Origin of the sequence: Amycolatopsis ultiminotia (assembly GCF_039536925.1) — a bacterium.
GTDB lineage: Bacteria > Actinomycetota > Actinomycetes > Mycobacteriales > Pseudonocardiaceae > Amycolatopsis > Amycolatopsis ultiminotia.
Genome location: NZ_BAAAZN010000013.1, coordinates 254,238 through 277,971 on the forward strand (window position 1 = coordinate 254,238; position 23,734 = coordinate 277,971).

The 23,734-nt window shown below is 69.0% G+C and carries 23 protein-coding genes and 1 pseudogene; 19 read left to right on the forward strand and 5 right to left on the reverse strand.

Features of this window, described 5'->3' with window-relative positions:
* The first annotated feature begins 120 nt into the window (after nucleotides 1-120).
* The 8 genes from ABD793_RS28110 to ABD793_RS28145 are packed head-to-tail and all read left to right on the forward strand — an operon-like array spanning nucleotide 121 to nucleotide 7,645.
* Entirely contained in the window at nucleotides 121-1,146 is a 1,026-nt protein-coding gene (locus tag ABD793_RS28110) for an NrtA/SsuA/CpmA family ABC transporter substrate-binding protein (RefSeq protein WP_344865320.1), read from the forward strand.
* Nucleotides 1,143-2,015 (forward strand): ABC transporter permease, encoded by an 873-nt coding sequence (locus ABD793_RS28115; protein WP_344865322.1) that lies wholly within the window; start codon nucleotides 1,143-1,145, stop codon nucleotides 2,013-2,015. Before ABD793_RS28110 ends, ABD793_RS28115 begins: the two co-directional genes overlap by 4 nt.
* The gene (locus tag ABD793_RS28120; RefSeq protein ID WP_344865324.1) at nucleotides 2,012-2,758 is read left to right on the forward strand and encodes an ABC transporter ATP-binding protein; all 747 of its coding nucleotides are present in this window, start codon (nucleotides 2,012-2,014) and stop codon (nucleotides 2,756-2,758) included. The genes ABD793_RS28115 and ABD793_RS28120 overlap by 4 nt, the downstream gene beginning before the upstream one ends.
* Nucleotides 2,742-3,776: an ABC transporter substrate-binding protein gene (locus tag ABD793_RS28125; RefSeq protein WP_344865326.1), complete on the forward strand. Its 1,035-nt coding sequence runs from the start codon at nucleotides 2,742-2,744 to the stop codon at nucleotides 3,774-3,776. Before ABD793_RS28120 ends, ABD793_RS28125 begins: the two co-directional genes overlap by 17 nt.
* Nucleotides 3,773-4,813, forward strand: a complete 1,041-nt coding sequence (locus ABD793_RS28130) for an LLM class flavin-dependent oxidoreductase (RefSeq protein ID WP_344865328.1) — start codon at nucleotides 3,773-3,775, stop codon at nucleotides 4,811-4,813. The genes ABD793_RS28125 and ABD793_RS28130 overlap by 4 nt, the downstream gene beginning before the upstream one ends.
* Nucleotides 4,810-5,979 (forward strand): LLM class flavin-dependent oxidoreductase, encoded by a 1,170-nt coding sequence (locus ABD793_RS28135; protein ID WP_344865330.1) that lies wholly within the window; start codon nucleotides 4,810-4,812, stop codon nucleotides 5,977-5,979. The genes ABD793_RS28130 and ABD793_RS28135 overlap by 4 nt, the downstream gene beginning before the upstream one ends.
* Nucleotides 5,980-5,992: 13 nt before the next feature.
* Nucleotides 5,993-6,700 carry a class II aldolase/adducin family protein gene (locus ABD793_RS28140; protein WP_344865332.1) on the forward strand — a complete coding sequence of 236 codons (708 nt, stop codon included), beginning with the start codon at nucleotides 5,993-5,995 and terminating at the stop codon, nucleotides 6,698-6,700.
* A 12-nt stretch (nucleotides 6,701-6,712) separates the two neighbouring features.
* Entirely contained in the window at nucleotides 6,713-7,645 is a 933-nt protein-coding gene (locus tag ABD793_RS28145) for an ABC transporter substrate-binding protein (RefSeq protein ID WP_344865334.1), read from the forward strand.
* Nucleotides 7,646-7,681: 36 nt separating this feature from the next.
* Here the strand turns inward: ABD793_RS28145 and ABD793_RS28150 are convergent, their stop codons facing one another.
* Complete coding sequence (locus ABD793_RS28150; RefSeq protein WP_344865336.1) at nucleotides 7,682-8,884, reverse strand: trans-sulfuration enzyme family protein; 1,203 nt, start codon at nucleotides 8,882-8,884, stop codon at nucleotides 7,682-7,684.
* 64 nt (nucleotides 8,885-8,948) lie between these two features.
* Nucleotides 8,949-9,806 carry an NAD(P)H-binding protein gene (locus ABD793_RS28155; protein ID WP_344865338.1) on the reverse strand — a complete coding sequence of 286 codons (858 nt, stop codon included), beginning with the start codon at nucleotides 9,804-9,806 and terminating at the stop codon, nucleotides 8,949-8,951.
* A 59-nt stretch (nucleotides 9,807-9,865) separates the two neighbouring features.
* Here ABD793_RS28155 and ABD793_RS28160 point away from each other — a divergent pair, with 59 nt between their 5' ends.
* On the forward strand, nucleotides 9,866-10,435 hold the full coding sequence (locus tag ABD793_RS28160) for a TetR/AcrR family transcriptional regulator (protein WP_344865339.1): 570 nt from the start codon (nucleotides 9,866-9,868) through the stop codon (nucleotides 10,433-10,435).
* 102 nt (nucleotides 10,436-10,537) lie between these two features.
* Here ABD793_RS28160 and ABD793_RS28165 read toward each other — a convergent pair whose 3' ends face one another.
* Nucleotides 10,538-11,026, reverse strand: a complete 489-nt coding sequence (locus ABD793_RS28165) for a beta-class carbonic anhydrase (RefSeq protein WP_344865341.1) — start codon at nucleotides 11,024-11,026, stop codon at nucleotides 10,538-10,540.
* A 226-nt stretch (nucleotides 11,027-11,252) separates the two neighbouring features.
* On the opposite strand from ABD793_RS28165, the gene ABD793_RS28170 reads away from it, so the two are divergent.
* The gene (locus tag ABD793_RS28170) at nucleotides 11,253-12,341 is read left to right on the forward strand and encodes an isopenicillin N synthase family dioxygenase (RefSeq protein WP_344865343.1); all 1,089 of its coding nucleotides are present in this window, start codon (nucleotides 11,253-11,255) and stop codon (nucleotides 12,339-12,341) included.
* Nucleotides 12,342-12,459: 118 nt separating this feature from the next.
* Here the strand turns inward: ABD793_RS28170 and ABD793_RS28175 are convergent, their stop codons facing one another.
* Nucleotides 12,460-13,356, reverse strand: a complete 897-nt coding sequence (locus ABD793_RS28175; protein WP_344865346.1) for a LysR family transcriptional regulator — start codon at nucleotides 13,354-13,356, stop codon at nucleotides 12,460-12,462.
* A gap of 160 nt (nucleotides 13,357-13,516) precedes the next feature.
* Between ABD793_RS28175 and ABD793_RS28180 the strand changes: the two genes are divergently transcribed.
* The 6 genes from ABD793_RS28180 to ABD793_RS28205 all read left to right on the forward strand — a co-directional run bounded on the left by ABD793_RS28180 (nucleotide 13,517) and on the right by ABD793_RS28205 (nucleotide 20,044).
* The gene (locus tag ABD793_RS28180; RefSeq protein ID WP_344865348.1) at nucleotides 13,517-14,452 is read left to right on the forward strand and encodes an ABC transporter substrate-binding protein; all 936 of its coding nucleotides are present in this window, start codon (nucleotides 13,517-13,519) and stop codon (nucleotides 14,450-14,452) included.
* Nucleotides 14,439-15,377: an amino acid ABC transporter permease gene (locus ABD793_RS28185; protein ID WP_344865350.1), complete on the forward strand. Its 939-nt coding sequence runs from the start codon at nucleotides 14,439-14,441 to the stop codon at nucleotides 15,375-15,377. Before ABD793_RS28180 ends, ABD793_RS28185 begins: the two co-directional genes overlap by 14 nt.
* Nucleotides 15,370-16,140: an amino acid ABC transporter ATP-binding protein gene (locus tag ABD793_RS28190; protein ID WP_344865352.1), complete on the forward strand. Its 771-nt coding sequence runs from the start codon at nucleotides 15,370-15,372 to the stop codon at nucleotides 16,138-16,140. Before ABD793_RS28185 ends, ABD793_RS28190 begins: the two co-directional genes overlap by 8 nt.
* Complete coding sequence (locus tag ABD793_RS28195; protein ID WP_344865353.1) at nucleotides 16,140-17,324, forward strand: MalY/PatB family protein; 1,185 nt, start codon at nucleotides 16,140-16,142, stop codon at nucleotides 17,322-17,324. Before ABD793_RS28190 ends, ABD793_RS28195 begins: the two co-directional genes overlap by 1 nt.
* Before the next feature lie 39 nt (nucleotides 17,325-17,363).
* Nucleotides 17,364-18,548: an NAD(P)/FAD-dependent oxidoreductase gene (locus tag ABD793_RS28200; RefSeq protein WP_344865354.1), complete on the forward strand. Its 1,185-nt coding sequence runs from the start codon at nucleotides 17,364-17,366 to the stop codon at nucleotides 18,546-18,548.
* A gap of 1,277 nt (nucleotides 18,549-19,825) precedes the next feature.
* Nucleotides 19,826-20,044 carry a GNAT family N-acetyltransferase gene (locus ABD793_RS28205; RefSeq protein ID WP_344865356.1) on the forward strand — a complete coding sequence of 73 codons (219 nt, stop codon included), beginning with the start codon at nucleotides 19,826-19,828 and terminating at the stop codon, nucleotides 20,042-20,044.
* A gap of 504 nt (nucleotides 20,045-20,548) precedes the next feature.
* On the opposite strand, the gene ABD793_RS28210 is transcribed toward ABD793_RS28205, so the two are convergent.
* Nucleotides 20,549-21,145, reverse strand: a complete 597-nt coding sequence (locus tag ABD793_RS28210) for a TetR/AcrR family transcriptional regulator (RefSeq protein WP_344865358.1) — start codon at nucleotides 21,143-21,145, stop codon at nucleotides 20,549-20,551.
* 38 nt (nucleotides 21,146-21,183) lie between these two features.
* Here ABD793_RS28210 and ABD793_RS28215 point away from each other — a divergent pair, with 38 nt between their 5' ends.
* The 3 genes and pseudogenes from ABD793_RS28215 to ABD793_RS28225 form a co-directional block, all read left to right on the forward strand.
* Nucleotides 21,184-22,611, forward strand: a complete 1,428-nt coding sequence (locus ABD793_RS28215) for a DHA2 family efflux MFS transporter permease subunit (protein ID WP_344865360.1) — start codon at nucleotides 21,184-21,186, stop codon at nucleotides 22,609-22,611.
* A pseudogene (locus ABD793_RS28220) lies at nucleotides 22,608-23,286 on the forward strand (transposase family protein); the annotation flags it as partial. The gene ABD793_RS28215 and the pseudogene ABD793_RS28220, both read left to right, overlap by 4 nt.
* A 215-nt stretch (nucleotides 23,287-23,501) precedes the next feature.
* The coding region (locus ABD793_RS28225) for a hypothetical protein (RefSeq protein ID WP_344865362.1) at nucleotides 23,502-23,734 on the forward strand (233 nt) is incomplete at its 3' end.

Below are 23,734 nucleotides of genomic sequence, written 5' to 3' on the forward strand. Positions count from 1 at the left end.
GCAGCCGCGAAAATCTTCCATTATCTGGAACTTCTGGGCCTCCGGGAACCGCCTGGTTATCGTCGGCCCGCAGCATCACCGCGCCGTCGCGCCGGATCCTCTTCGTCAGGAGTCAGCTCCATGCCCCGGACCCCGAAACTCAGCCACGCGCTCGCCGTGGTCCCCCTGCTCGCACTGGCCGCCGCGTGCGGCGGCACCGGCGCCGCCACCGAGGCGGACAGCGACGCGTCGTTCGTCCTGAAAGTCACCGATCCCGGCAACGCGGGCCCGCTCGCGGTCGGCAAGCGCGACGGCACGTTCGACAAGGCGCTCGCGCCGCTGGGCGCCCGCATCGAGTGGGTGGAGAGCACGCCCGGCTTCAGCTCCAACCTGAAGCTGTTCAACACCAAGCAGCTCGACGTTTCCGACGGTGCCTACAGCCCGGTGGTCGGCGCGTTGTCGAAGGACGTGGGGGTGCGGATCGTCTCGGTGGCCGACCCGGTGGGCAAGGACCAGAACGGCATCCTCGCCACGCCGCAGTCGGGCATCCACTCGGTACGGGACCTGGCAGGCAAGCGGATCGCGGTCAACCCGGCGGGCAAGGGCGAGTACATCACGCTCAAGGCGCTCACCCAGGCCGGTGTCCCGGTGGACCGGGTGGAACGGGTACCGCTGCAGCAGGCCGACGCGACCTCGGCGTTTTCCACCGGCAAGGTCGACGCGTGGGCGTCGTTCAACGATCCCTACCAGGAAGCCAAGGCGGCCGGCGGGGTGGAGATCGCGACCGAGCAGAGCATCGGCTCGGTGGACAACACGATCACCGCCTTCCGCACCGAGGTGCTCGACGCCAGGCCGGACGTGGCCGCGAAGTACCTGGAGACGGTGCAGGAGCTCACCCGGCAGCAGCGGGCGCATCCGGCGGATTTCGAGAACGTCTTCGACAAGGCCGGTCCACGGGCGCTGTCCGGCGCCCGGCTGGACCGCGCGGTCGCACTGGACGCGCAGGCCGCTGTTCCGCGGTACCCGACCCCGCAGGACGCGCGTGACCTGGAGTCGGTCGCGGAACTGTTCTCGCAGTACCACGTGATCCAGCACAAGATCACCGCCGCGGACGTGTTCTACGACCTTCCGGCCAAGCTCGCCGAGTACCGGAAGGCCGGTAAATGAGCACCGAAACGAGCACCGAAGTGCGCCGCGTGGCAGTGCCCGGCCCGGCCCGCACGGCCGGCTCGGACCTCGTGCGCCCGGTCTACCGGGGCACCGGGCGCAGATCCCGCCGGCGATCGGTTCCGCTGCGGTTTTCCGTGCCGCTGCTGCTGATCGCGGTGTGGTGGCTGGGTTCGGCGACGGGCTGGTTCTCCGCACAGGTACTGCCCGGACCGCCGAAGGTGTGGTCCGCCTTCACCGAGCTCCTGCAGACCGGCCAGCTCGCGGACTACACGCTCGTCTCGCTGCAGCGCGCGGCAGCCGGGGTCGCGCTCGGCGTGGCGGTCGGGCTGGTCTTCGGCGTGCTGTCCGGGCTGACCGCGCTCGGCGAGGAACTGATCGACGCGACCATGCAGATCAACCGCGCGATCCCGTTCCTCGCGCTGGTGCCGCTGTTCATCGCGTGGTTCGGCATCGACGAGAAGTTCAAGGTGCTGCTGATCGCGGTCGCCACCGTCGCGCCGATGTACGCCTACACCTACCTCGGGGTCCGCAACGTGGACCGGAAGCTGCTGGAGGCCGCCCGCAGTTTCGGCCTCCGCGGGGCCCGGCTGGTCTTCGGCACAGTGCTGCCGACCGCGTTGCCGTCGTTGCTGATGGCGCTGCGGATCTGCCTGTCGATCAGCATCACCGGGCTGATCGCGGCCGAGCAGGTCGGCACACGGGAAGGCATCGGGTATCTGGTGAGCCTCGCGCAGGAGTACAACCGCACCGACTACATGGTGCTGTGCGTGGTCCTCTACGCCGTGCTGGGGCTGCTGTTCGATGCCGCGGTGCGCGTGCTGGAACGGTTCGCGATGCCGTGGCGGGCGGGGGTGGCGGCCCGATGACCGCCACCGATTCCCTGCTCGCGGTCTCGCTTTCCGGCGTGCGCAAGAGTTTCGGTGACAAGACCGTGCTCGACCGCGTCGACCTGGAGATCCGCCGCGGCGAATTCGTGGTCCTGCTCGGACCGAGCGGCACCGGCAAGACCACCCTGCTGCGGCTGCTGCTCGGGCAGGAACGGCCGGACGACGGCGAAATCCTGGTGCCCCGGCAGCGCACCGTCGTCTACCAGGAGCCGCGGCTGGTCCCGTCGAAGCGGGCACTGTCCAATGTGGTCCTCGGACAGCCGCGGACCCGGCAGGTCACCGAGGACGGCCGCCGGGCGCTCGACGAAGTGGACCTCGCCGACAAACACCGGGCCTGGCCTGCGACGCTGTCCGGCGGGGAGGCGCAGCGGGTCGCGCTCGCCCGTGCCCTGGTCCGCGAACCGGAGCTGCTCCTGCTCGACGAGCCGTTCGCCGCGCTCGACGCGCTGACCCGGCTGCGCATGCAGGACCTGGTCGGCGAGCTCGTCGCACGGCACCGCCCGGCCGTGCTGCTCGTGACGCACGACGTGGACGAGGCGGTCCGGCTGGCCGATCGCGTGCTGGTCCTGCGCGACGGGCGGTTCACCCGCGACCTCGGCATCGACCTGCCCCGCCCGCGCGATCGCACCGACCCGGCCACGCTGCGCCACCGCACGACACTCCTCGCCGAACTCGGCGTCCGCTCGAACCCTTCGGAGGAATCCCATGTCCGGCACGACTGAACCGGCTCTCGACACGCTGTGGTACACCCGCTGCCCGGTGCCCACCGCCAGCGGGCTGGCGCACAGCCTCGGGTGGCTGGCCGAGGACGCCACCGGTCACGGACTGTCCCTGGAAGTCCTGCAGGACGCCGGACCGGAGATCGCGGTGCACCATTTCGACCACCTGCTGCCCGGCCTGATCCGCGAGGGCGGCAACGTCCCGGCCATCGCGGCGAGGGCACAGGGCTCGCCGACCCGGTTGATCGGGCTGACCTGGATCGACGAGGCGCAGGCGGTGCTCGTCGCCGGGGATTCGCCGATCGCCGACGCGCGCGAGCTGGCCGGACGGCGGATCGGGATCCCGGCGTGGGCGGCCGACCGGCCCCGCAGCTTCCCACGGGCGATGGCGTTGCACGGCTTCGCCGCCGCGTTGCGGACCGCGGGCCTGACCCTGGCCGACGTGACCGCGGCCGAGATCGGCGTCAACCGCAATCCCGAGGTGCGCGCCGAGGGAGCGCGGCGCACCACGTGGGGAGTGGCCGAACTGCTCGCGGGAGAGGTCGACGCGATCTACGTCAAGGGCGCGCGTGCCGCGGAAGTGGCGCGGGAAAAGGGATTGCGGGTCCTGGTCGACCTCGACGCCACCGCGAAGCGCGGAGACCGGGTCAACAACGGCACCCCGCGGCCGCTGACCGTGCACGCGGACCTCCTCGAACACCGGCCGGAACTGGTGGTCGGGTTCCTCGCCGCCAGCCTGCGCGCGGCGGACTGGGCCGCCGGGCACCTCGACGAAGTCCGTGCCGTACTGGCACGCGAGACGTTCTCCGGGCCGGAAGGGGTCGCCGCCGCCTACGGCGCCGACTTCCACCGCGGTCTGCACCCGGACCTCTCCGACGAACGGGTCGAGCTGATCGGGGTGCAGAAGCAGTTCCTCTACACCCACGGGTTCCTCGACGCCGACTTCGACCTGGAGTCGTGGGTGGCCGGTGAACCGCTCGCGCAGGCAAGGGCATTGGTCGCGGGGGAGCGGGCGGCATGACGCGGTACCTGTGGGACACCCCGACCTCCGGCGACGGCCGCCGGGCGGATCGGAACCGGTGGGACCGCGACGGATTCGGCCATCTGCACCAGGTAATCGGTGCGGCCGAGCTGGCCGGGCTGGACGGGGTCGTCGTGCCCTACGACCCGGACGGCGACGAGCCGTGGATCGTGGCCGGCGGCGCACTGCGCGACACCCGGCACACCAGGGTGGTCGTGGGGTTCCACCCGGCCTTCGGCACACCGGTGTACGCGGCGAAGATGTCGCTGACCCTGCAACGGCTCGGTGCCGACCGGCTCGACTGGCTGGTGCACGTCGAGGCCGGCGCCGAGGACGAGGTGCGGCGCGGTGACCACCTCATCGGCGCGGCGAGGTACGAGCGGGCTGCGGAGTTCCTCACCGTCGCCAGGGGAGTGTGGTCGGGCAGGGGAGCGCTGCCCGGTGGCTTCGACGGGGGCGAGTTCGACCACGACGGCGACTACTTCCACGTCGCCGCCGGAGGATTCGACGAGGCTGTCGACGGCCACCCGTTCCCGACCGTGCACCTGACCGGTACGTCGCCGGAAGCCCTCGCGCTTTCGGCCGCACACGGGGACGTGCACCTGTTCACCGAATCCGAGCACGGCCTGTGGCCGCAGGTGCGAGCACTCGGCGAACTCGCGGCGGCCCGCGGCCGCACCGTGCGCGCGGGACTGGCACTGCCGGTGATCGCCCGCGAGGACGAGGACGAGGCATGGGCAAGGGTGCTGCGGCTGTGGCGGGAGACCGACCCGGCGGCCACCGAGGACGAAGTCCGGTCGAGGGGGCTCGGCGACCTTCGGTTCGACGGGTTCGACCGGATCGGGTATCGCACCCCGATCGGGCTGGTCGGCAGCTACCGGCAGGTCGCCCGGCGGCTCGCGGACTACGTCGCAGGCGGCATCGACACGTTCGTCCTAAGCGGACATCCGGCGATCGAAGAGGTGCACCGGGCCGGCGAACACCTGCTGCACCTGGCCGATCCGGCGGGCCGCACACTGACGGGAGCACGAGCATGACAGTCGACGTCTACTGGCGCATCGGAATGGGCGGCGACCACGCTTCGCTGCGCACCCCGAAGGTCCGCAACCGCGGTGACTGGGGTGGGGTCGGCCCCGGCAACCTCGCTCCCGCGGTCCGCAATGGACAGTCCGACGGCTACGCCTACATCGACCACGCGGCGGCAGTGGCACGTGCGTCCGAGGCCGCGGGCTTCCTCGGTGGGCTGTTGCCGTCGTTCCCCGGCACCGAGGACCCGTGGGCGCTGTCCGCGGCGCTCGCGCGGGAGACGACCAGCTACCGGTTCATGGTCGCCTTCCAGCCGGGATTCCTGAACCCGCTGCAGGCCGCGCGCATGTCGGCCAGCCTGCAGCGGGCGACCGGCGGCAGGCTGGTGTACAACATCATCTCCGGTGGCGGCGGTCCGGCGCAGCTGTGGTGGGGAGACCAGGTCGCGCACGACGACCGCTACGCCCGCACCTCGGAGTTCCTGGAGGTGCTCAAGGGCGTCTGGCAGGGCGAGCCCTACGACTTCGACGGCCGGTTCTTCCGCACCGGGGGTGCGGCACTGCCGCCCCGGCTCGCCGGGGAACCGTTCCCGGAGATCTACTTCTCCGGCTCGTCGGCGGCCGCGGTGAACGCGGCCGGTCTGCACGCCGACTACTACCTGTCGTGGCTGGAGCCCTTCGCCGACCTCGAGCGGAAGTTCGCCGGGGTGCGCGAGCACGCCGCGAAACTCGGCCGCGTGCCCAAGTTCGCGGTGCGCATCGACGTGCTCGCCAGGCACACCGAGGAAGCCGCCTGGGCGGAGATCGAAAAGGGCTGGCAGTACGTCGATCCGGCGGTCGCCACCCGGCAGGCGCAGGGCGACTCGGTCGGCGCGGGCCGGATCAAGGGCTGGGTGCCTGCCACCATCACCGGTTACCGCGACGTCGAGGTGCAGCCCAACGTGTGGGCCGGGTTCAGCCTGCTGCGCGGCGGTCCGGCGTTCGGCCTCGTCGGGAGTTACGAGCAGGTCGCGCAGCGGCTGGACGAACTGCTCGACCTCGGGGTGGACGCGTTCATCCTGGCCGGCAACCCGCATCTGGAAGAGGCCTACCGGGTCGGCGAGGAGGTGCTCCCGCTGCTCGGTCGTGCCCGCTTCACCCGTCCCGTCCCCGCCCGTGAAACCGTCTCCACCCGTTGATCCCGGAGGATCCATGACCAGTACCTTGTCCCCATCCGTCACCGACTTCGTGGCGAACGCCCGAAGGGACGCCGAAAAGGCGTTCCGGGTGTTCCGGGAAACCGGCACCACGTCCGCGAACGGAACCGTCAACTTCGTCGAGCGCATCCCCGGCGAGGAGATCGCGGTGGCACTCAACGAACCCGGCCCCTGGGCCGACGACAGGTCGGTGCGCCCGGTCGTAGCGGCCTTCGACGGCACTGTGCTCTCCGGCGAGGGGGCGGCCAGGTTCGTCGGCAACTACCGCAAGGTGTTCCTGGAACACCCGGAGATCACCACCGTGGTGCACATCCACACGCCGTGGCTCGGTGGCTGGGCGCAGACGCACCGCACACTGCCCATCCGCTACGCCGCGTCGCAGCGGTTGACGCTCTCGCGCGAGATCCCACCGCACATCGACCGCAGCCGTCCGGCCGGCGACTTCATCCTGGAGCGGCTGCAGCAGGATCCCGACCTGGCCGCGATCTTCGAGGCCAACGGCGGGGTCAACGTGATCGGGCGCGACGGTCTGCTTGCGACCGCGAAGTTCGTGGTGCTGCTCGAAGAGGGGGCGCAGTTCCAGGCCATCGCCGAAACCCTCGGCGGTTCGGTGGAATTCGACCCGACCAACCTCGTCGCACAGTGGAGCCGGTCCGGGCTCGTCGACGAGGCCCGCCGCCGTGGCCTGATCCCGCAGCACTGAGGAGCGTTTCCGATGACCACTCGTGTCGGGTACTTCCCGAACAACAACTCCCTGTTCGTCCTGCGCCACCGCGGCTTGCTCGAACGGCGGCTGCCCGGGGTCGAATGGGTCGACCTGCGCAGCCTGCCGGCCGCCGCACCGGTCGAGGTGAAGACGGCGCTGCCCACGCTGCACTCGGACTGGCTGTTCGAGCCCGGCGGCTACGACTTCGTCGGCACCGGGTTCACCCCGCCGGTCACCGGGCTGGCGCACGGCCGAGACCTGGTCTACGTCGGCATTTCCGGGCCGAGGGTGGAAAACGGCAGGCTGGTGGTCCGCGACGGCTCGCCGATCGAGACGGTCGCCGACCTGCGGGGCCGGCGGGTCGGCATCGCGCACGGCTCGTGGCAGACCACGCTGCTGCTGTTCGCGCTCGACAAGGCCGGGCTGTCCTGGTCGGACATCGAGCCGGTGGACACCGCGGTGCACGACGGGCCGGCCGCCTTCCTCGGCGGCGAGCTGGACGCCTGGGTCGGTGCCTATCCGGCGCTGGGCGGGGTGGAGCGGGAAACCGCGGTCCGCACGCTGATCGAGACCGACGGGCTGTTCAGCCATCCGTCGTTGTGGTTCACCCGGCGTGACTTCGCCGAGCACCACCGCGACGAGCTGACCGCGATCGTCGCGTCGCTGCAGGAATCCGACGCGTGGATCGTGGCACATCCGCGCGAAGCGGCCCGCTACTTCGCCGAGGACGAGGGCGCCGCCTCGGAGTCCGATGTGGACCGATGGGAACACGCGCTGCGGAACCGTCCGTTCGGCCTGCACCCGGTCGGCGAAGACTTCCTCGACGAGCAGCGGAGGGCGGCCGAACTGCTGGCGGCCAACGGCCTGCTGCCCCGGGCGGCCGATCCGCGGGCCGCGGTGCTGCCGTGGCTGAACGAACTGCTGGCCGAGCCCGCCGGCTGAGCTGATCCCCTGGCCGCCCGCCCGGCGGCCAGGGGATCAGCCGAAGGTCTCGTCGAGAGCCGCGGTCAGGTCGGCGACGAGGTCTTCCGGATCCTCGAGCCCGACCGAGAACCGAAGGTGCCCCCAGGTGCGGAACTCCTCCGGGTAGCGCGCGACGCGGGGGCCCTCGGTTCCGACGTGCACGATGAGGGACTCGTCGTGCCCGAGCGAGACGGCGGACGTGATCACCCGCAGGTTCGCGACGAAGGCGTTCTGCGTGTCGGAGTCGCCGCGTACCGCGAAGGCCAGCATCGCGCCGTACCCGCGACCGCCGAACTGCCTGGTGGCGAGTGAATGCTGGGGATGGGAGACGAGTCCGGGATAGGCCACGTAGGCCACCCGGTGATCGCGCTCCAATGCGGCGGCGACCACCTCCGCGGACGCGGTCTGCTGCCGCAGCCGCAGCGGAAGCGTGACCGAACCGCGGGTGATCAGCCAGGCGTTGAACGGGGAGATGACCCCGCCGACGTCGACCATCGCATCCGAGCGCACCGGTGCCAGCAGCTCGCGGGAACCGATCACCGCACCGCCCATCGCGTCGCCGTGGCCGTTGATGTACTTGGTCAGGGAATGCACCACGAGGTCGGCTCCGTCGGCGAGCGGCCGGTACAGCGGCGGCGGGGTGAACGTGGCATCGACGACCAGCAAGGCGCCCGCGTCGTGCGCGATCGAGGCCACCGCGCCGACGTCGGTGACCTTGGTGGTGGGGTTCGCGATCGTCTCGACGTGCACCAGCCGGGTGTTCGGCCGCAGTGCGGCGCGGACCGCGTCGAGGTCGCTGACGTCGACGAACGTGGCGTCGATGCCATAGCGCTCCGGCAGGACTTCGGCGAACAGCCGCCAGGTCGCTTCGTAGGTCACGTCGGACACCACGATGTGGTCCCCGGTGCGGAGGTGGGCGAAGAAGACCGCGTGCAGTGCGGCGACCCCGGAGGCGAGCACGACGGCGTCCTCGCCGCCTTCCAGCGCGGCGAGCTTGCGCTGCAGGCCGAGCTGGTTGGTGCCCGAATTGCGGGTGTAGAGCGGCACATCGGTGCCGGACCAGCTCAGTCCGGACGGATCGGCGGGCAGACGGTAGGAGTTGGCCATCACGATCGGTGTGCGGAGCGGGCCGGTGTCTGCGGATTCGTTGCCCGCGTGCACGGCTTGCGACGGAAAGGAGAGGGTGGCCGGGACCTGCCGGTCGGGTCGGGATGCCATGTCCGCCAGTGTGCTGCGCGCGGCCCGCTCCTGCGCGTCGTTCCGGCTCGCGGACGCGGCGTGCTCAGCCTGCCGGGACGAGATCGGCCAGGAACTCGTCGAAGCTGCGCGGCGGGCGTCCGGTGAGGCGCTCGACGGTATCGGTCGTTGCTTCCAGCGCACCTGCTGCGACCTCGGCGTAGAGCGCGGCGACGTCGGCGGCGAAGCCGGCAGGCAGTCCCTGCCCGGTCAGCTTCGCCGCGAACTCGTCCGGCGGGAGGTCGATGTAGCGCACCGTGCGGCCGGACCAGGCACTGAGCTTCGCGGCGATTTCGGTGTGGTCGAGCGCGACCGGCCCGGTGAGGACGTGGGTGCCGGCAGGCGGTTCGGCGGCGGCGAGCAGGGCCGCGGCGCAGGCGGCGATGTCACGCGTGCCGATGTAGGACACCCGGCCGGAGCCGTAGGCGCCGATGAGATCGCCGTTGTCGGTGAACGCGCCGGCACCGGTGCGGAAGTTCTGCATGAACCCACTCGGCTGGAGCGACGCCCAGTTCAGCCCGGACTCCGCGAGCGCCCGCTCGATCCGGGCATGGGCCCCTTCCGCCAGCAGCGCCCCTTCGCGAGCCCGCCACACCGACACCTTCACGATGGCCTCCGCGCCGGCTCGCCGCGCGGCCGTGATGGCGGCGAGCTGCTGGGCGATCATGGGTTGTTCGCCGTCCGTGGGCACCGCCCCGGCGCTGGTCAGGAAGACCCGGTCGGCACCGGAGAACGCCGCGGCCAGCGAGTCCGGTTCGGCGAAGTCGCCGAGCACGTAGCGGCAGCCCAGCTCCCGGCCGTGGCGTTCGTTCCGGACGAGTGCGGTGAACGGGGTGCCCGCTCGCGACAGCAGGTCCACGAGCGGCCGTCCGATGGTGCCGGTGGCGCCGGTGACCACGATCATGGCACACTGCTCCCGGAAATCGAGGGTGACTCGGGATAATATAGTGAGGGGGCCTCGAAGTGTCCACCACCGGTTCCGCCCGGCCGCTGCGCGCGGACGCCCGGCGCAACCGCGAGCGGTTGCTGCAGACCGCGGATGCGGCGTTCGGTGAGCACGGTGTGGAAGCCTCGCTGGAGCAGATCGCGCGGAGCGCCGGCGTGGCGATCGGCACGTTGTACGGGCACTTTCCCAGCCGTGCGGCGCTCGCCGCGGCTCTGCTGCGCGAGCGCCACGACGAGCTGTTCGCCCGCGGCGACTCGCTACCGGGGGAGAGGGTCGCGCTGGACGCGCTCACCGAGTGGATGCGGCTGGTTGCAGCGCACGCGGCGGCCTACCACGGGCTGGCGGAGTTCCTCGGCCGTGGCCTCGAAGACGAGAATTCCGAGCTGCACGCCGACTGCACCCGGCTGGCCGGCATCACCGAGCGCCTGGCCGGGCAGGCACGCGAGGCCGGCGCCCTCGGAGCGCACGTCACCGGCGCGGATGTGACCGCGGTGATCAGCGCGGTGTCGTGGACGGGGGAGCAGACCTCGCCCGGTCAAGCGGAACGGCTGCTGGCACTCGCGGTACGCGGGATGACCACGCGGTAGGCGCGTCTTCGCGGGCAGGCGGCAGGTCACTGCCGCCGGCCGGACGCCGGCAGATGACGAACCGGGCCGGACGGCGGGCAGCCAGCCAGGAGTCCCGGCGGGTCAGCTGACTTCGTTCAGCTTCCCGGTCGCGACGTCGAAGACGAACCCGCGCACGGAGTCCTTCTTCGGGATGAAGGGGTTGGTACGGATCCGGGTGAGCGACTGCCGCACGTCCGCGTCGAGGTCGGCGAACGCTTCCGCGGCCCACCCGGGCTTGATGCCGACATCCTCCTGGATGGACTTCTTGAACTCGTCGTCGGTGAAGGTCAGCATGCCGCAGTCGGTGTGGTGGATGAGGATGATCTCCTCGGTCCCGAGCAGCCGCTGGCTGATCGCGAGCGAGCGGATCTCGTCCTCGGTGATCACCCCGCCCGCATTGCGGATCACGTGCGCCTCGCCCTCGTTCAGGCCGAGCACGCCGTAGACGTTGATCCGCGCGTCCATGCACGCGACGACGGCGACGTGCTTGGCCGGCGGCAGCGGCAGCGGGCCGGTGAAGTTCGCGGCGTAACGGTCGTTGTTGGCCAGCAGTTCATCGGTGACGCTCATCGGTGGGTCCTCTCGATCGGTCTTCCACCCGGCTGAGCACACCGTTGCATGCAGTCATGCGCAACTTTGCCCACGACGTGGAAGTCACCCGGGCGGGACCAATCCGCTGGTGCCACGGCGACGAACGGCGGGTTCCGAACGCCCGTCGGCAGTCCATTGTGGACTCTGGTGTCCGCGATGTGGGACAACGATCCGGTGGCCGGAAAACGGGCCTACGCTGGAGTCCGTGACGACGCTCGACCAAGCCTCCGGGTCGATCGCACTGCCCGTGATCGACATTTCGCGCTTCCGGGATCCCGCGGCGGACCGGGAGACGTTCCTCGCCGAGCTGCGCCGCGCGGCACACGAGGTGGGCTTCTTCTACGTCGTCGGACACGGCGTGGCACCGGAGCTGACGAGCGGGATCTTCGAGGTCTCCCGGCGGTTCTTCGCCTCGCCGATCGAGCAGCGGCTGGCGATCGAGAACGTGCACTCGCCGCAGTTCCGCGGCTACACCCGCACCGGCCACGAGTACACGCTCGGCTCGCCGGACTGGCGCGAGCAGATCGACGTCGGCCCGGAGCGCGACGCCGTCGAGCCGGTGCCGGGCGCCCCGGCGTGGCAGCGGCTGATCGGCCCGAACCAGTGGCCCGCGGAGCTGCCCGAGCTGCGGAACACGACCCTCGAATGGCAGCGGGAAGCGTTGCGCGTCAGCCGGGAGGTGCTGCGGGCGCTCGCCGCCGCACTGGGACAGGACGAAGGTTACTTCGACACCTGGTTCGACGAGGAGGCTGCGACCCACCTGAAGATCATCCGCTACCCCGGCCGCCCGTCGGACGACGTCGAGCAGGGCGTGGGCGCACACAAGGACTACGGTTACCTCGCGCTGCTGCAACAGGACGAGATCGGCGGTCTCCAGGTGCAGGCGTCGGACGGCAGCTGGATCGACGCGGTGCCGGTGCCGGGCAGCTTCGTGGTCAACATCGGCGAGATGCTGGAGATCGCGACGCAGGGATACCTGGTCGCAACCCGCCACCGCGTGGTCAGCCCACCGGCAGGCGTCGAGCGCTTCTCGGTCCCGTTCTTCCTCGCCCCCCGCCTGGACGCAGTGGTGGAGCCATTGGAACTCCCGGCCGAACTGGCCGCCGGGGCACGCGGAATCAGCGAAGAGGAACACAACCCACTGCACGCAGCCTACGGGGAGAACGCACTGGTCGGCTGGCTGCGCTCACACCCCAAGGTAGCCGAACGCTGGTGGTCCGACGTTCTCGCGGAAACCTCGGCAGACACAGGGTTCGCCACCGAAAGCAACCGCACTCCGGCCACCCGGGACTGACGCCTCACACACACCCGGTGCGGATCAGCCCAGCCGGATCGCGGCGAGTCGGCCGGCCACGTTGCCCGCCGGGCCCGGGGTGCCTGCAGAGAGCTCGGTGCCGTGCGGCCGGCGGGGATCAGCTGCCCAGTTCTTCGCGCAGCCGGGGCAGTGCGTTGAGCAGTGCGGTGATCCCCGGGCGGTCCGCGTTGGCCGCGAGGTAGACGAACCTCAGCTCGACGCTCCACCGTGGCAGCCGGACTGGCAGCAGCTGGACCTGCCCGGAGCGCAGGAAGCTCCGTACGGCGAACCGCGGGACCACGGCGACGTGGTCGGAGCGCAGCGCGAGCGAGATGGCCGTTTCGGGCGAGCCGGTCGTGTGCACGGGCTCGTCTCGCCGTCTCTCGGGATGGTCGAAAGCAGCGGCCAGCGGCTCGCCCTCGGCGTCCCAGTGGTACACCACGAGCGTGGTGCGGACCAGATCGTCGGGCTGCAGTTCTGTTTCACCGCACAGTTGGTGGCCGGTGCGGCAGACGGCGACCATCGGGGAGGCGCCGAGCCGTTCCGAGCGCAGCGAGCCCGTCGCGACTTGCGTCAGCAGGAATCCGCCGTGGGCGCTGCCGTCGCGCACCTGCTCGACCACCTCCCGACTGTGCGCGACCCGCCCGTGCGCAGCGACCGGCAGTCCGGCGAGTGCGCTGAAGGCCAGGGGGAAGACGGTCGCGGCGAAGCTGTTCGGCGCGGCGAGCACGAGCCTTTCCGGGGTGCCGGTGTCGAGCCCGCGCACGGCCTCGTCCAGGAGGTCGAGGCATCGTCGTGCGTAACCCGCCAGTCGCTGTCCCGCGGGGGTGAGCTTGCTGCCGCGCGCACCGCGCACGAACAGCGTCGTGCCCAGCCGGCGTTCCAGCCCGGCTATCCGGTTGCTCACCGACGGGGCGGCGAGCCGCAGCTCAGCGGCTGCGGCGCTGAAGCTGCCGAGCCGGGCGATCGCGGCGAACACCTCGAGGTCCATTGTCTCCAGCTGCGACGTAGGCATAGCTACAGGCTAACGCCAGCGGTAGCAGGATTCGGCCTACCGAAATGCTCGTCGCTCGCCGAAGCTGTGGGGACACCAGGCGGACCGAGCCGCCGATCGAGACATCCCGAAAGGACAACGGCTGACCCGAGTTCCTCTTCACCAGGCAGGAGGCATTTCGATGAGAACACCGCTGCGACCCGCGCCGGCACGGCGAACACTGGCCGTCGGCGTGGTGTGCGCGTGCTTGGTCACCGCGTGCGCCAACCCGGACGACGGTGCCGAAGGCTCCGTCGGCCAGCACACCCAGGACCTCCTTTCCGGGGTGGTCCGCGACCCGGCGATCGCCGCGATGGTCCCTGCCGACCTCGCGCGGCGGGGTTCGATCACGGCGGCGGTGAACCCGTCCTCGCCCCCGGTGAAGTTCATCGACGGCAACGGCCGGATCACCGGGTTCACGCCTCAGCTGGTGTCGGCCGCGGGCAAGATGATGGGACTGGACGTCACGATGCAGCAGACGTCGTTCGACGCGCTGATCCCCGGCCTCGAAGCCGGCCGTTTCGACGTCATCCTGTCCATCAACGACCTCGCCTCGCGCCGGGAGAAGACCGACTTCATCGACTACCTCCAGACTGGTACTGCCATCCTCGGTTCCGCCAAGCTGCCGCAGGACAAGCTCACCCCGGAGACGCTGTGCGGGCTCTCGGTCGGTTACGTCCGGGGCAACGTGCAGCAGAACCTCGTCGCCGCCGCCAGCCGCACCTGTGTCAAAGCCGGTGGCAAGCCGGTGTCCGGATCGGCCTTCCAGGACATCAACGCGGCCATCCTGGCTGTCCAAAGCGGACAGATGGACACCGCGTGGGGAGACGCGCCGTCGATCTCGTACAACGCCGAGAAGAACCCCACCGGCTACAAGGTGCTGTACCGGGAGATCTCCGGACCCTACGGGGTCGGCGTCAACAAACAGCAGCACGCATTGCGGGACGCCCTGCGCGCCGCTCTGGTCAAGTGCGTGCGGGAGGGCATCTACCGGCGGCTGCTGGAGGACTACGGGCTCACCGACTACACACTCGCGGAAATGCCGTTGAACACGGGGCCTGCCGATGACTCTGAATGACGCTGTCCGTCCCGTGACCGGCGCGCCGGCCGGCGGCGCGCCGCACGAGAAGCCGATCCGGAATCCGAAGAGATTCGCCCATTGGGCCAGCTACGTTCTCGGGCTGGTCGTGCTCGCGGTTGCGGTGCGGTTCTTCGTCTTCAACCCGCACTGGGAGTGGTCGACGGTCGGGGCGTGGCTCTTCAGCCGGCGTGTCCTTTCCGGACTGCTGAACACCGTCCTGATCACCATCGTGTCCACTGTGGCCGGTCTGCTGCTGGGACTGGTCGTCGCTGCCTTCCGGCTCTCCCAGCTGAAGGTGCTGCGCACGATGGCGGCCGCGTACGTGTGGGTCATCCGCGCCACGCCAGGACTCGTGCTCATCCTGTTCGTCTACTTCTTCGCCGCTCTCGTCCCGACGCTGAGCCTCGGCCTGCCGTTCGCGGACCCCTTCGTGGAAGTGCCGACCAACCACGTCATCTCGCAATTCTCGGCGGCCGTCATCGGACTCTCCGCCTATCTCGGCGCCTACTCCGCGGAGATCTTCCGCGGTGGCGTGCTGTCCATCCACCCCGGACAGTTCGAGGCGTGCCACTCGCTCGGCATGTCGACCTGGCGGACCTACACGAAAGTCGTGGGTCCGCAGATCGTCCGCGTGATCACCCCGTCGCTGGCCAACGAGGTCGTGACGATGTTCAAGAACACCTCGCTGGTGTCGGTCATCGGTTACGTGGAACTGCTGACCACCGTACAGCTCGTCTACTCGCAGAACTTCAAGACGATCCCGATGCTGACCGTCGCGGTGGTGTGGTACCTGGTGCTGACCAGCCTGGCGATGTTCGGGCAGTCGAAACTGGAGAAGCGGTTCGGCCGCGGGTTCGCCCGCCGCGTCGTCCAGGTCCCGGATGCCGGCGAAATCCCGGAACAGGAGGCGCGGCATGTCTGAGGAACCACTGCTGCGGCTGCAGGAGGTCGAGAAGCGCTTCGGGGAGTTCGTCGCGCTGAACGGTGTCAGCCTGACCCTGCGGGCCGGAAGCGTGACCTGTCTCGTCGGTCCCTCCGGCTCCGGCAAGAGCACCCTGCTGCGCACGGTCAACCTGCTCGAGCCGATCGACGGCGGCGGGATCTACCTGCGCGGTGAGATGCTCGGCTTCACCGTCAACGGCGACCATCGCCGACCGGTCCGGAAGAAGGCGGCGCGCCGCCAGGCAGCGAACTTCGGCATGGTGTTCCAGAGCTTCAACCTGATTCCGCACCTGACCGCGACCGAGAACGTGATGCTCGGGCCGGTCCAGGTGCTCGGCGCGGACCGGACCGCAGCCGGCGAACAGGCGCACGAGCTGCTGACCAGGGTCGGGCTCGCCGACCGGTTCGACCACTATCCCGCCGAGCTTTCCGGCGGGCAGCAGCAGCGGGTCGCGATTGCCAGGGCGCTGGCGATGAAGCCGAGTGTCCTGTTGTTCGACGAGCCCACCAGTGCGCTCGACGCGGAGCTGGTTGCCGAAGTGCTCGCCGTCATCCAGGAGCTGGCGCGCGAGGGCTACACGATGCTGATCGTGACTCACGAGCTGGCCTTCGCCCGCGACATCGCGGACGAGGTGGTGATGATGGACAACGGCAGGATCATCGAGTCGGGCCCGCCGGAGCGGATCCTGCTCCACCCCGCGACGGAGCGGGCCCAGAAGTTCTTCGCGAGCGTGAGCCGCTGATGCGGGGGAACGGGATTGCCTTGCTGGACAAGGAAAGGCTCAGTGGCCTCACACCGGCCGAACTGACCCGGCGCGGCAGCGCGAAGTGGTGCCGGGTGCCCGGCGCGCTCGGCGCTTCGGTCGCGGAAATGGACTTCGGCCTGGCGCCGGTGATCACCGACCGGCTGGCCGCTGCGGTCCGGGAGGCCGAGTTCGGCTATCACCCGCCCGGTCTCGTGCGGCGCCTCGGCCAGGCCTGTGCGGACTACCAGGCCGAACACTACGGCTGGCCGGTCTCCCCGGAGCGGGTCGAGGCGGTCGGCGACGTCATCGTGGGGCTGGAGACGGTGATCGAGCGGTTCACCGCCGCCGGCTCGCCGATCGTCGTGCCGACTCCCGCGTACATGCCGTTCTTGACCGCACCCGTCCGGCTGGGCCGTCGCGTGATCGAGGTGGCGATGCGGGAAGAAGCCGACGGCTGGCAGCTCGACCTGGACGGGATCGGCGAAGCTCTCGCCGCCGGGGCCGGTCTCGTGGTGCTGTGCAACCCGCACAACCCCGTCGGGAAAGTGTACCGGCACTCGGAGCTGCGCGCGCTCGCCGAGGTCGTGGAACGGTACGGGGCCAGGGTTTTCGCGGACGAGATCCACGCACCGCTGATCTACCCCGGTGCCCGGCATCAGTGTTATGCGGCACTCGGCGAGGACACCGACCGGCACGCGATCACGGCCACTTCGGCGTCGAAAGCGTGGAACATCCCCGGTCTGAAATGCGCTCAGCTGATCCTCGGCAGCGAGGATCACCGGACCTGGCAGCAGGTCCGGCACAGCGCGTCCCGAGGCGCCTCGAACCTCGGTGCGGAGGCGACGATCGCAGCGTATCGCGAAGGCGGACCGTGGCTGGCGGAAGTACTGCGGTACCTGGAAAGCAACCGCCGCCTGCTCGGAAAGCTCGTCGACGAGCACCTGCCCGGAGTGCGCTTCGGCCCGCCCGAAGGCACGTATCTGGCGTGGCTCGACTGCCGGGAACTCGGCCGGAGAACTCCGCCGGGGGAGTACTTCCTCGAACAAGCGGGGGTCTCGGTCGCCGAAGGCGCGCTCTGCGGCGCGGCGGGCGAAGGCTTCGTGCGCCTCAACTTCGCGACGCCGGCGCACATTCTCGAAACCCTGCTCGTCGCAATGGGCAAGGCGTGGGCACTTTCCTGAGCCCGCAGCACCACTACCAACGAGAAAGCGAGTACCACCATGAGCCGACCGTCGATCGCCGTCATCGGGGCCGGGGTCGTGGGCCTGTCCGTCGCCCGCTCCCTGTCGGCGGCAGGCGCCGAGGTCACGATCTTCGAACGCGACCGGATCGGAGCCGGCACCAGCTCCGGCACGTTCGCGTGGGTCAACTCGAACGGCAAGTCGCCGGACTCCTACTACGAGCTGAACCTGGCCGGGATGCGGGAACACGAGCAGCTGCAACGGACCTCGGCCGGCGAGGCGCACTGGTACCAGCAGACCGGCACCTACGAATGGACCACGAATCCGGCGGTGGAGGAACGGCTGCAGGCGCGGGTCCAGCGGCTGACCGACCTCGGCTACCCGGTCCGCAAGGTGACGGCCGAGGAGCTGCGGACGCGGATCCCGGAGCTGCGCGTGCACCCGCGTTCCTCGGAGATCGTCCACTTCCCGAGCGAGGGCTACGTCGTGCCCAGCGTGCTGCTCGCCCGGCTGTGGTCGGAGGCCGCCGCCAACGGTGCGCGGTTGCGGGTGCCGGTGGACGTCCTCGACATCACTGAAGACGGCAGCGGGGTCACGCTCGAGCTGAGCACCGGCGAGAGCTGGCGTGGTGATTACGTCGTCAGCGCCGTCGGCCGCTGGAGCGAATCGGTCATGAAGGTGCTGGGCAAACAGTTCGCGATGATCGATCCGGACCAGCCGAACAAGTTCGCGTGCGGCTTCCTCGGCTATACCGACCCGCAGTACGTCCAGGTGAGCTCGAACCTCATCACGCCGGAGATGAACGTGCGCCCGGACGGCGGCGGCAGGCTCCTGCTGCAAACCCCGGATCTCGACCACCGGGCCGACCCCGCCTACCACGCGGACACCACCGCGCTGATCGGCGAGGAGATGCTGCGCAGGCTCAATCGCCTGTTCGACAACACCGCGGGCGCGAAGATGGAGAAGATCAAGGTCGGCCAGCGCGCACGGCCCGCCGACGGCCTGCCCGCCGTCGGGTTCGTCACCGACCCGGCTCGCGTGTACCTGGTGGCCACCCACAGCGGGATCACGCTGGCTCCGCTGCTGGGCAAGCTGGTCAGCGGGGAACTGCTGGCGGGAACCCGTTCCCCGCTGCTGGCGGACTACGCACCGGACCGGCTGATCGGCAAGACCATCAACGATTTCCCGAAGTTCGCGACCTTGCATTTCCCGGCAGCGCAGTAGCCCGCGGCGCGCCGGCCTCCGCCCCGGCGGATCAGCAGCACGTTGTCGGTGACAACCGCCGTCTGCCCGCCGGGGCCGAGCACCAGCAGGTGCGGCCCGCGGCTGCCGCTCTTGCGCGCAGCCGGCGCACCGCCGCCCGGACGTCCTGGACGGACGCGGGAAACGCGCCTGCTTCAGCGAGCCGGTAGCCGTTGCCTGCGACGGCTACCGGCTCGGCCGGCCCTGTGCACAGCACGGCTGGGTTGTCTCCCGGCGCTGCACCGCCCGGCGCTGTTCCACCGCGGTCAGATCGTGCAGCTGGCTCACTTCACCTTCGCCTGCACGCCCATCAGCCGGTACACGATGCCGGTGAGCGAGTCCAATGGCCGTCGAGAAACGCGGCCCGCGAACTGACCGGGTCCGCCCCGGGTAACGGCCACCGAGCTGCCGGAAACCGTGCTTCTGCCGGCGAGCTCCCGTCCCCACGCCACGCATGTGCTCAGTTCCCGTCGACGACCAGTGATCCTGGCGCCACACGTGGGAGGTCAGCAGGTGGCCCGCGGGTCGGGCGCCATCCCGACCGGCCGCTGGAGATCGTCGGCGCGAAAGGCCGCTCGATCCCGTGGCAGGGCGAGACGACGGGACTTGAGCGACAGGCGGCACCGGTGAACCGGAACCTAGTCCACGCCGCTGTCCTCCGGTGCAGCCACTCGGTTCGGTGTCCTGAGTACCGGCCACCTGATCGTTTCTGGAACCGCGCGAAGCTTTTCGACACCGGTGACGATGAGCTCGGCACGGTGGGCCGCGCCCAGATTCAGCTTGATCCGTCGGATGCCACCTGTGCTCCCGGGAGCCCCGTCCTGACTACCGGCCGCCTGCCGCTCACCCACGAAGGCCTCGACGAACTGCCCCAAGCTCAGCCCCTGGCGCACCCGCACCAACAGCCGACCCGCCACACCGCAACAATCTGTCGGCACTCGCCAGCACGAGCACCGACTCCTCCACGACGACGGCGTCAAACCCGAGGACTGCGTCGCCGGACTGCTTCTTCTGCTCTACATTGGCGCCTCGGCGCCCTCGACCTTGCTGCTTCCCGGCGGCCGACCCGGACGGCCGATCAGCACCACACAACTGACCCACCGGCAGAACAACCTCGGAATCCGGTCCGGCCAGGCCCGCAGCACCGCGCTCCTCCAACTGGCCCTCGAAGTTCCCGCCGTGATCCTCGCCCGTAACCTCGGCGTCCGCACCGCCGCTGAAACAGCCATCAGCACCAAGACAACGAGGAGGAGCCGACCATGACATCTCCATGCACGGTGTCGATACGGCGGGCTGACGAGCACGACGTCACGGGACTGCCGACCTTGCGGCGAGCGTGGTCAGAAGAGCAGGCGGGACATCCACTCGAGGACGACGTCTTCGAGGAACAGTTTGCTCAGTGGTACGCCATGGAAGCGCCACGCCGGGCGACGTTCGTGGCCGAGGTCGACGGCAAAGCCGTCGGCACGCTGAGATAGTCAAGGCGCTAGATAAAAAAAATCGCAGTGGTACCGATCTTGCTGTCGGGGGTATCGCGCATGGATTCGGGCAACTTGCCAGTCGACGTTGCCAGGATTTCCAGGTTGCAATATATGCGGTTTGACTACCGAAACACGAGGCAAGGTATCAAATATATTGCATCTGAGCTTCGCAGGGTAATACCTGCACTGAACGAAGATGCTTCCACGTAGGGTCTTGTTGTCAGCTTTGCAGGGCTCGTGCACTGTTTGGCGACAGCGCAACTGCGCGTCCTTCTGTGGTGAGGAAGTCCTCGGATCACCGGAGGGTTGGTGACGTGGTGAGGTTGCCGACTTGGATGCGGTTCCTGCTGTAGCGACCACTGAGGCTTGTGGTGGTCCACGGGAGCCAACGCTGGACATTCCAGGGCAGTGCGACCGAGTCGCGACCGTTGGTCCCCCAAGGCTGCTGCTGTTGCGGGTAAGGACGTTGCTGACAGTGTGGAGTCTCGTCGAGTCCACCGGTCAGCGCGACGCGTGGTAGCGAACGAGGGGTAGGAACAGCTGATTGGTGATGTCGTCGAGCATCTGGTCGGAGGGTGCTATCCGCTCGGTGATCATGTTGTATCGGATCAGTGTGCCGGGCATCGAGAGCACGGCGTCCGGGATCGGTGAGTCGCCGAGCTCCCCACGGGCTCGCGCGTGGTCGGTCACCTCCCGGAAGGCTGTGGGGACGATTGCTTTTGCGTCCTCGGGGATGTCGTCGAGCTCGCCGAGCAACCCGATCGCGACGTCGATGCCGATCTGCTCGATCCGGTTGGCGAGGTCGTGTATGAGAGCGAGCACGTCACCGGCGAGACTCCCAGTGTTGGGCACGTGCTCAATGACCGTGCCTGTGTGAGCACGCACGGCCGCATGTACGAGAGCGGCGCGGCCGGGCCAGCGGCGGTATATCACTGCTCGGCTGGTTCCCGCAGCTCGGGCTACGCCGTCGATGGTGAAAGCCGCATAGCCGTCGCGCTGGAGCTGCTCCCATGCTGCCGTGAGCAGAGCATCGTCGAGCTCGGCTCCGCGGCGACGCCGGGATGGGTGATCCTGGCCGGCTTCACTCTGCGTTTCCATACGCTGAGGGTACACGTGTATCTTACCTTAAGAGACGCATGTATCTTAAGGAGTTCGGGTTGAAGGACACAGGGAAGCTGGAGCCGTTGGGCTGGCCACTGATCCGGCTAGCCCTGGTGATGGTTGTTGGTGGTGTAGCCCCCTTAGTGGACACCACGGTGATCAATGTCGCACTGCCCAGGATGAGTACCGAGCTCCATGCCGGGACAGCGGCGATTCAGTGGGTGACGACCGCATATTTGCTCGCCTTGGCCGTCACGGTGCCCATCACTGCGTGGGCCTCGGACCGTTTCGGAGCAAAGCGTCTATGGATTGCCGGACTCGCACTGTTCCTGACCGGCTCTAGCCTGTGCGCCCTGGCATGGGGCTTCGGATCGCTTGTCACGTTCCGTGCGCTGCAAGGGGCCGGGGCGGGGATCATGCTGCCGGTCCTGCAGACGATCCTTGTTCGGGCGGCCGGGCCGGCCAGGACCGGTCGCGTGCTCACAGTCGTGATGCTGGTCACGACTATTGCGCCGATCGCTGGTCCGCTCGTCGGTGGCGCAATCGTGGACGCAGGCAGCTGGCGATGGGTCTTCGTGATCAACCTCCCCATCTGCGCCGCCGCGATCCTTCTCGCCACGCGCTTCGTACCCCGGACCTCTCCACAGATCGCGAAGCGCCTCGATCTCCCCGGCGTACTCCTACTCGGAATCGGAACCGCGGCCTGGCTGTACGCCCTCAGTAACGCCTCGATTCGGGATGGCAACGCTGCCGTGCACATCTGGATGCCACTGATCTGTGGCGCAGCCCTTATGACGGGATTCGTAGCGTGGAGTCTGGCGCGCAAGACGCATGCGGCGATCTCGGTGGCGCTTCTTGCGCAGAAGACGTTCGGCTCAGCCACCGCCACCTTGTTCCTTACCGGCCTCGCCCTCTATGGGGCGCTGTTTCTGATACCGCTCTACTTTCAGCAACAACGCGGCCTCACCGCTTTGGCCGCGGGTGCGGTGCTCGCTTTGCAGGGCGTCGGCTCGTTGCTGACGCGATGGGTCGGCAGCGTCGTCGATCGCATCGGAGCCCGCTCGATCGCTGTCACCGGCGTTGTTGTGTGTGCCGCAGCCACCGTTCCGTTCGCACTCGCGACCACGCGAACCGACTGGGTTCTCTTAGGCGCGGCCCTGATCGTGCGTGGCGGTGCGCTCAGCGCGGTCAACATCGCCATTACCGTCGGAGCCTTCGCGAATCTCACCCATCAGCAGATCCCCGCTGGCTCAGCCATCATCCGTCTCATCCAGCAGCTCGGCGGAGCCGCAGGCACTGCGCTGTTCGCGAGTGTTGCAGCCGGAGCAGCAGGCGTAGACGGTTTCCACGCTGCATTCTTCTGGAGCATCGGTCTGACCGTGGTGGCTCTCATTCCATGTCTTGGGATCCCCGCACGACCCAGTACAAAGCCCACGGCCGCCGAACGAGCGGATTTGCGATGACCCACCGCAACGCGCCGCTCAACGTCAAAGGTCGGGGACGCCTTGTCGGACGTTGCCGGACCCGCGGTCAGCCGGCCGCGACACCACTGGATATCGTCCAGCAAATCGAGATGATGCGGCGCGAGCACAAGTGGTCCACATCACGGATTGCGTTCGAACTCAACGAAACCGGAGCCATGATCGACCGTCGAACGGTCACGCGATTGTTGGCGCAAATAGGCTTGAACCGTCGTCGCTTCATTGACCCGGACGGCGACTCCAACCGCGCTCCCCGCGTGATCGTCGCCAAACGGCCCGGCCACCTGGTCCACGTCGATGTGAAGAAGGTCGGGCGCATCCCCGACGGCGGCGGCTGGCGCGCCCACGGCAGCGACTCCGAACAAGCCCGCGGCGCGGAACGATCACAAACCAAGACGGAGCATTGCCGGATGAGAAGGCTGCGACAGCAGTCGCGTTCATGCACCGACCCCGCGCCTGGTTCGCCGCGCACGGAATCACCCATATCGAGAAACTCGTCACCGACAACGGTGCCTGCTGCCGCGCCGACGCGTTTGGCCGGGCTCCGTCCTGCGCGGCGCCCGCCACCAACACATCACGCCCTGCACCCCGCGCCACAATGGGAGAATCGAACGCTATAACCGCATCCTGGCCGAGGAATTCGTCTACGCCCGCACCTGAACCGGCGAACAACACCGCAACGAGGCATTGATGGTGTGGAACGTGCACTACAACTGACGTGGTGGTGTGGGGCGGGCCTCGGTGCTGCAGTCTGGGGTCAAGAGACCGCGGCTGGGTTCGCTCGACTACTACTTGCCGCCTGGTGGTTGGCTCCTTGATAGCTTGCGCCCGCCGTGGTCTGGCTGCGTGGAGTGGCTCAAGAGAGGTCTGCGATGCGGGACGTCAGGCTGCACTCCTCGCTTTTTCCGTTGAGCGAAGGGAAATCTGACCGGCATGGACCATCGCGTCGTCATGGGCTGCTCGAAGAACTCAGGGGGGCGGCAGGCCGCTGCGGCTATCGTGAGCTGCGTCGTCTGGCACGACGGTTTCCGGGCATCTGCTGGGCGATCGAGGCCAGCAACGGCCTGGGCCGGCCATTGACCCGGCGATTGATCGACGACGACAT

Excerpts from the sequence above, each read along its gene's own strand:
- ABD793_RS28110 (WP_344865320.1), top strand. The coding sequence starts at position 121 with ATGCCCCGGACCCCGAAACTCAGCCACGCGCTCGCCGTGGTCCCCCTG.
- ABD793_RS28115 (WP_344865322.1), top strand. The coding sequence starts at position 1,143 with ATGAGCACCGAAACGAGCACCGAAGTGCGCCGCGTGGCAGTGCCCGGC.
- ABD793_RS28120 (WP_344865324.1), top strand. The coding sequence starts at position 2,012 with ATGACCGCCACCGATTCCCTGCTCGCGGTCTCGCTTTCCGGCGTGCGC.
- ABD793_RS28125 (WP_344865326.1), top strand. The coding sequence starts at position 2,742 with ATGTCCGGCACGACTGAACCGGCTCTCGACACGCTGTGGTACACCCGC.
- ABD793_RS28130 (WP_344865328.1), top strand. The coding sequence starts at position 3,773 with ATGACGCGGTACCTGTGGGACACCCCGACCTCCGGCGACGGCCGCCGG.
- ABD793_RS28135 (WP_344865330.1), top strand. The coding sequence starts at position 4,810 with ATGACAGTCGACGTCTACTGGCGCATCGGAATGGGCGGCGACCACGCT.
- ABD793_RS28140 (WP_344865332.1), top strand. The coding sequence starts at position 5,993 with ATGACCAGTACCTTGTCCCCATCCGTCACCGACTTCGTGGCGAACGCC.
- ABD793_RS28145 (WP_344865334.1), top strand. The coding sequence starts at position 6,713 with ATGACCACTCGTGTCGGGTACTTCCCGAACAACAACTCCCTGTTCGTC.
- ABD793_RS28150 (WP_344865336.1), bottom strand. The coding sequence starts at position 8,884 with ATGGCATCCCGACCCGACCGGCAGGTCCCGGCCACCCTCTCCTTTCCG.
- ABD793_RS28155 (WP_344865338.1), bottom strand. The coding sequence starts at position 9,806 with ATGATCGTGGTCACCGGCGCCACCGGCACCATCGGACGGCCGCTCGTG.
- ABD793_RS28165 (WP_344865341.1), bottom strand. The coding sequence starts at position 11,026 with ATGAGCGTCACCGATGAACTGCTGGCCAACAACGACCGTTACGCCGCG.
- ABD793_RS28175 (WP_344865346.1), bottom strand. The coding sequence starts at position 13,356 with ATGCCTACGTCGCAGCTGGAGACAATGGACCTCGAGGTGTTCGCCGCG.
- ABD793_RS28180 (WP_344865348.1), top strand. The coding sequence starts at position 13,517 with ATGAGAACACCGCTGCGACCCGCGCCGGCACGGCGAACACTGGCCGTC.
- ABD793_RS28185 (WP_344865350.1), top strand. The coding sequence starts at position 14,439 with ATGACTCTGAATGACGCTGTCCGTCCCGTGACCGGCGCGCCGGCCGGC.
- ABD793_RS28190 (WP_344865352.1), top strand. The coding sequence starts at position 15,370 with ATGTCTGAGGAACCACTGCTGCGGCTGCAGGAGGTCGAGAAGCGCTTC.
- ABD793_RS28195 (WP_344865353.1), top strand. The coding sequence starts at position 16,140 with ATGCGGGGGAACGGGATTGCCTTGCTGGACAAGGAAAGGCTCAGTGGC.
- ABD793_RS28200 (WP_344865354.1), top strand. The coding sequence starts at position 17,364 with ATGAGCCGACCGTCGATCGCCGTCATCGGGGCCGGGGTCGTGGGCCTG.
- ABD793_RS28205 (WP_344865356.1), top strand. The coding sequence starts at position 19,826 with ATGACATCTCCATGCACGGTGTCGATACGGCGGGCTGACGAGCACGAC.
- ABD793_RS28210 (WP_344865358.1), bottom strand. The coding sequence starts at position 21,145 with ATGGAAACGCAGAGTGAAGCCGGCCAGGATCACCCATCCCGGCGTCGC.
- ABD793_RS28215 (WP_344865360.1), top strand. The coding sequence starts at position 21,184 with ATGTATCTTAAGGAGTTCGGGTTGAAGGACACAGGGAAGCTGGAGCCG.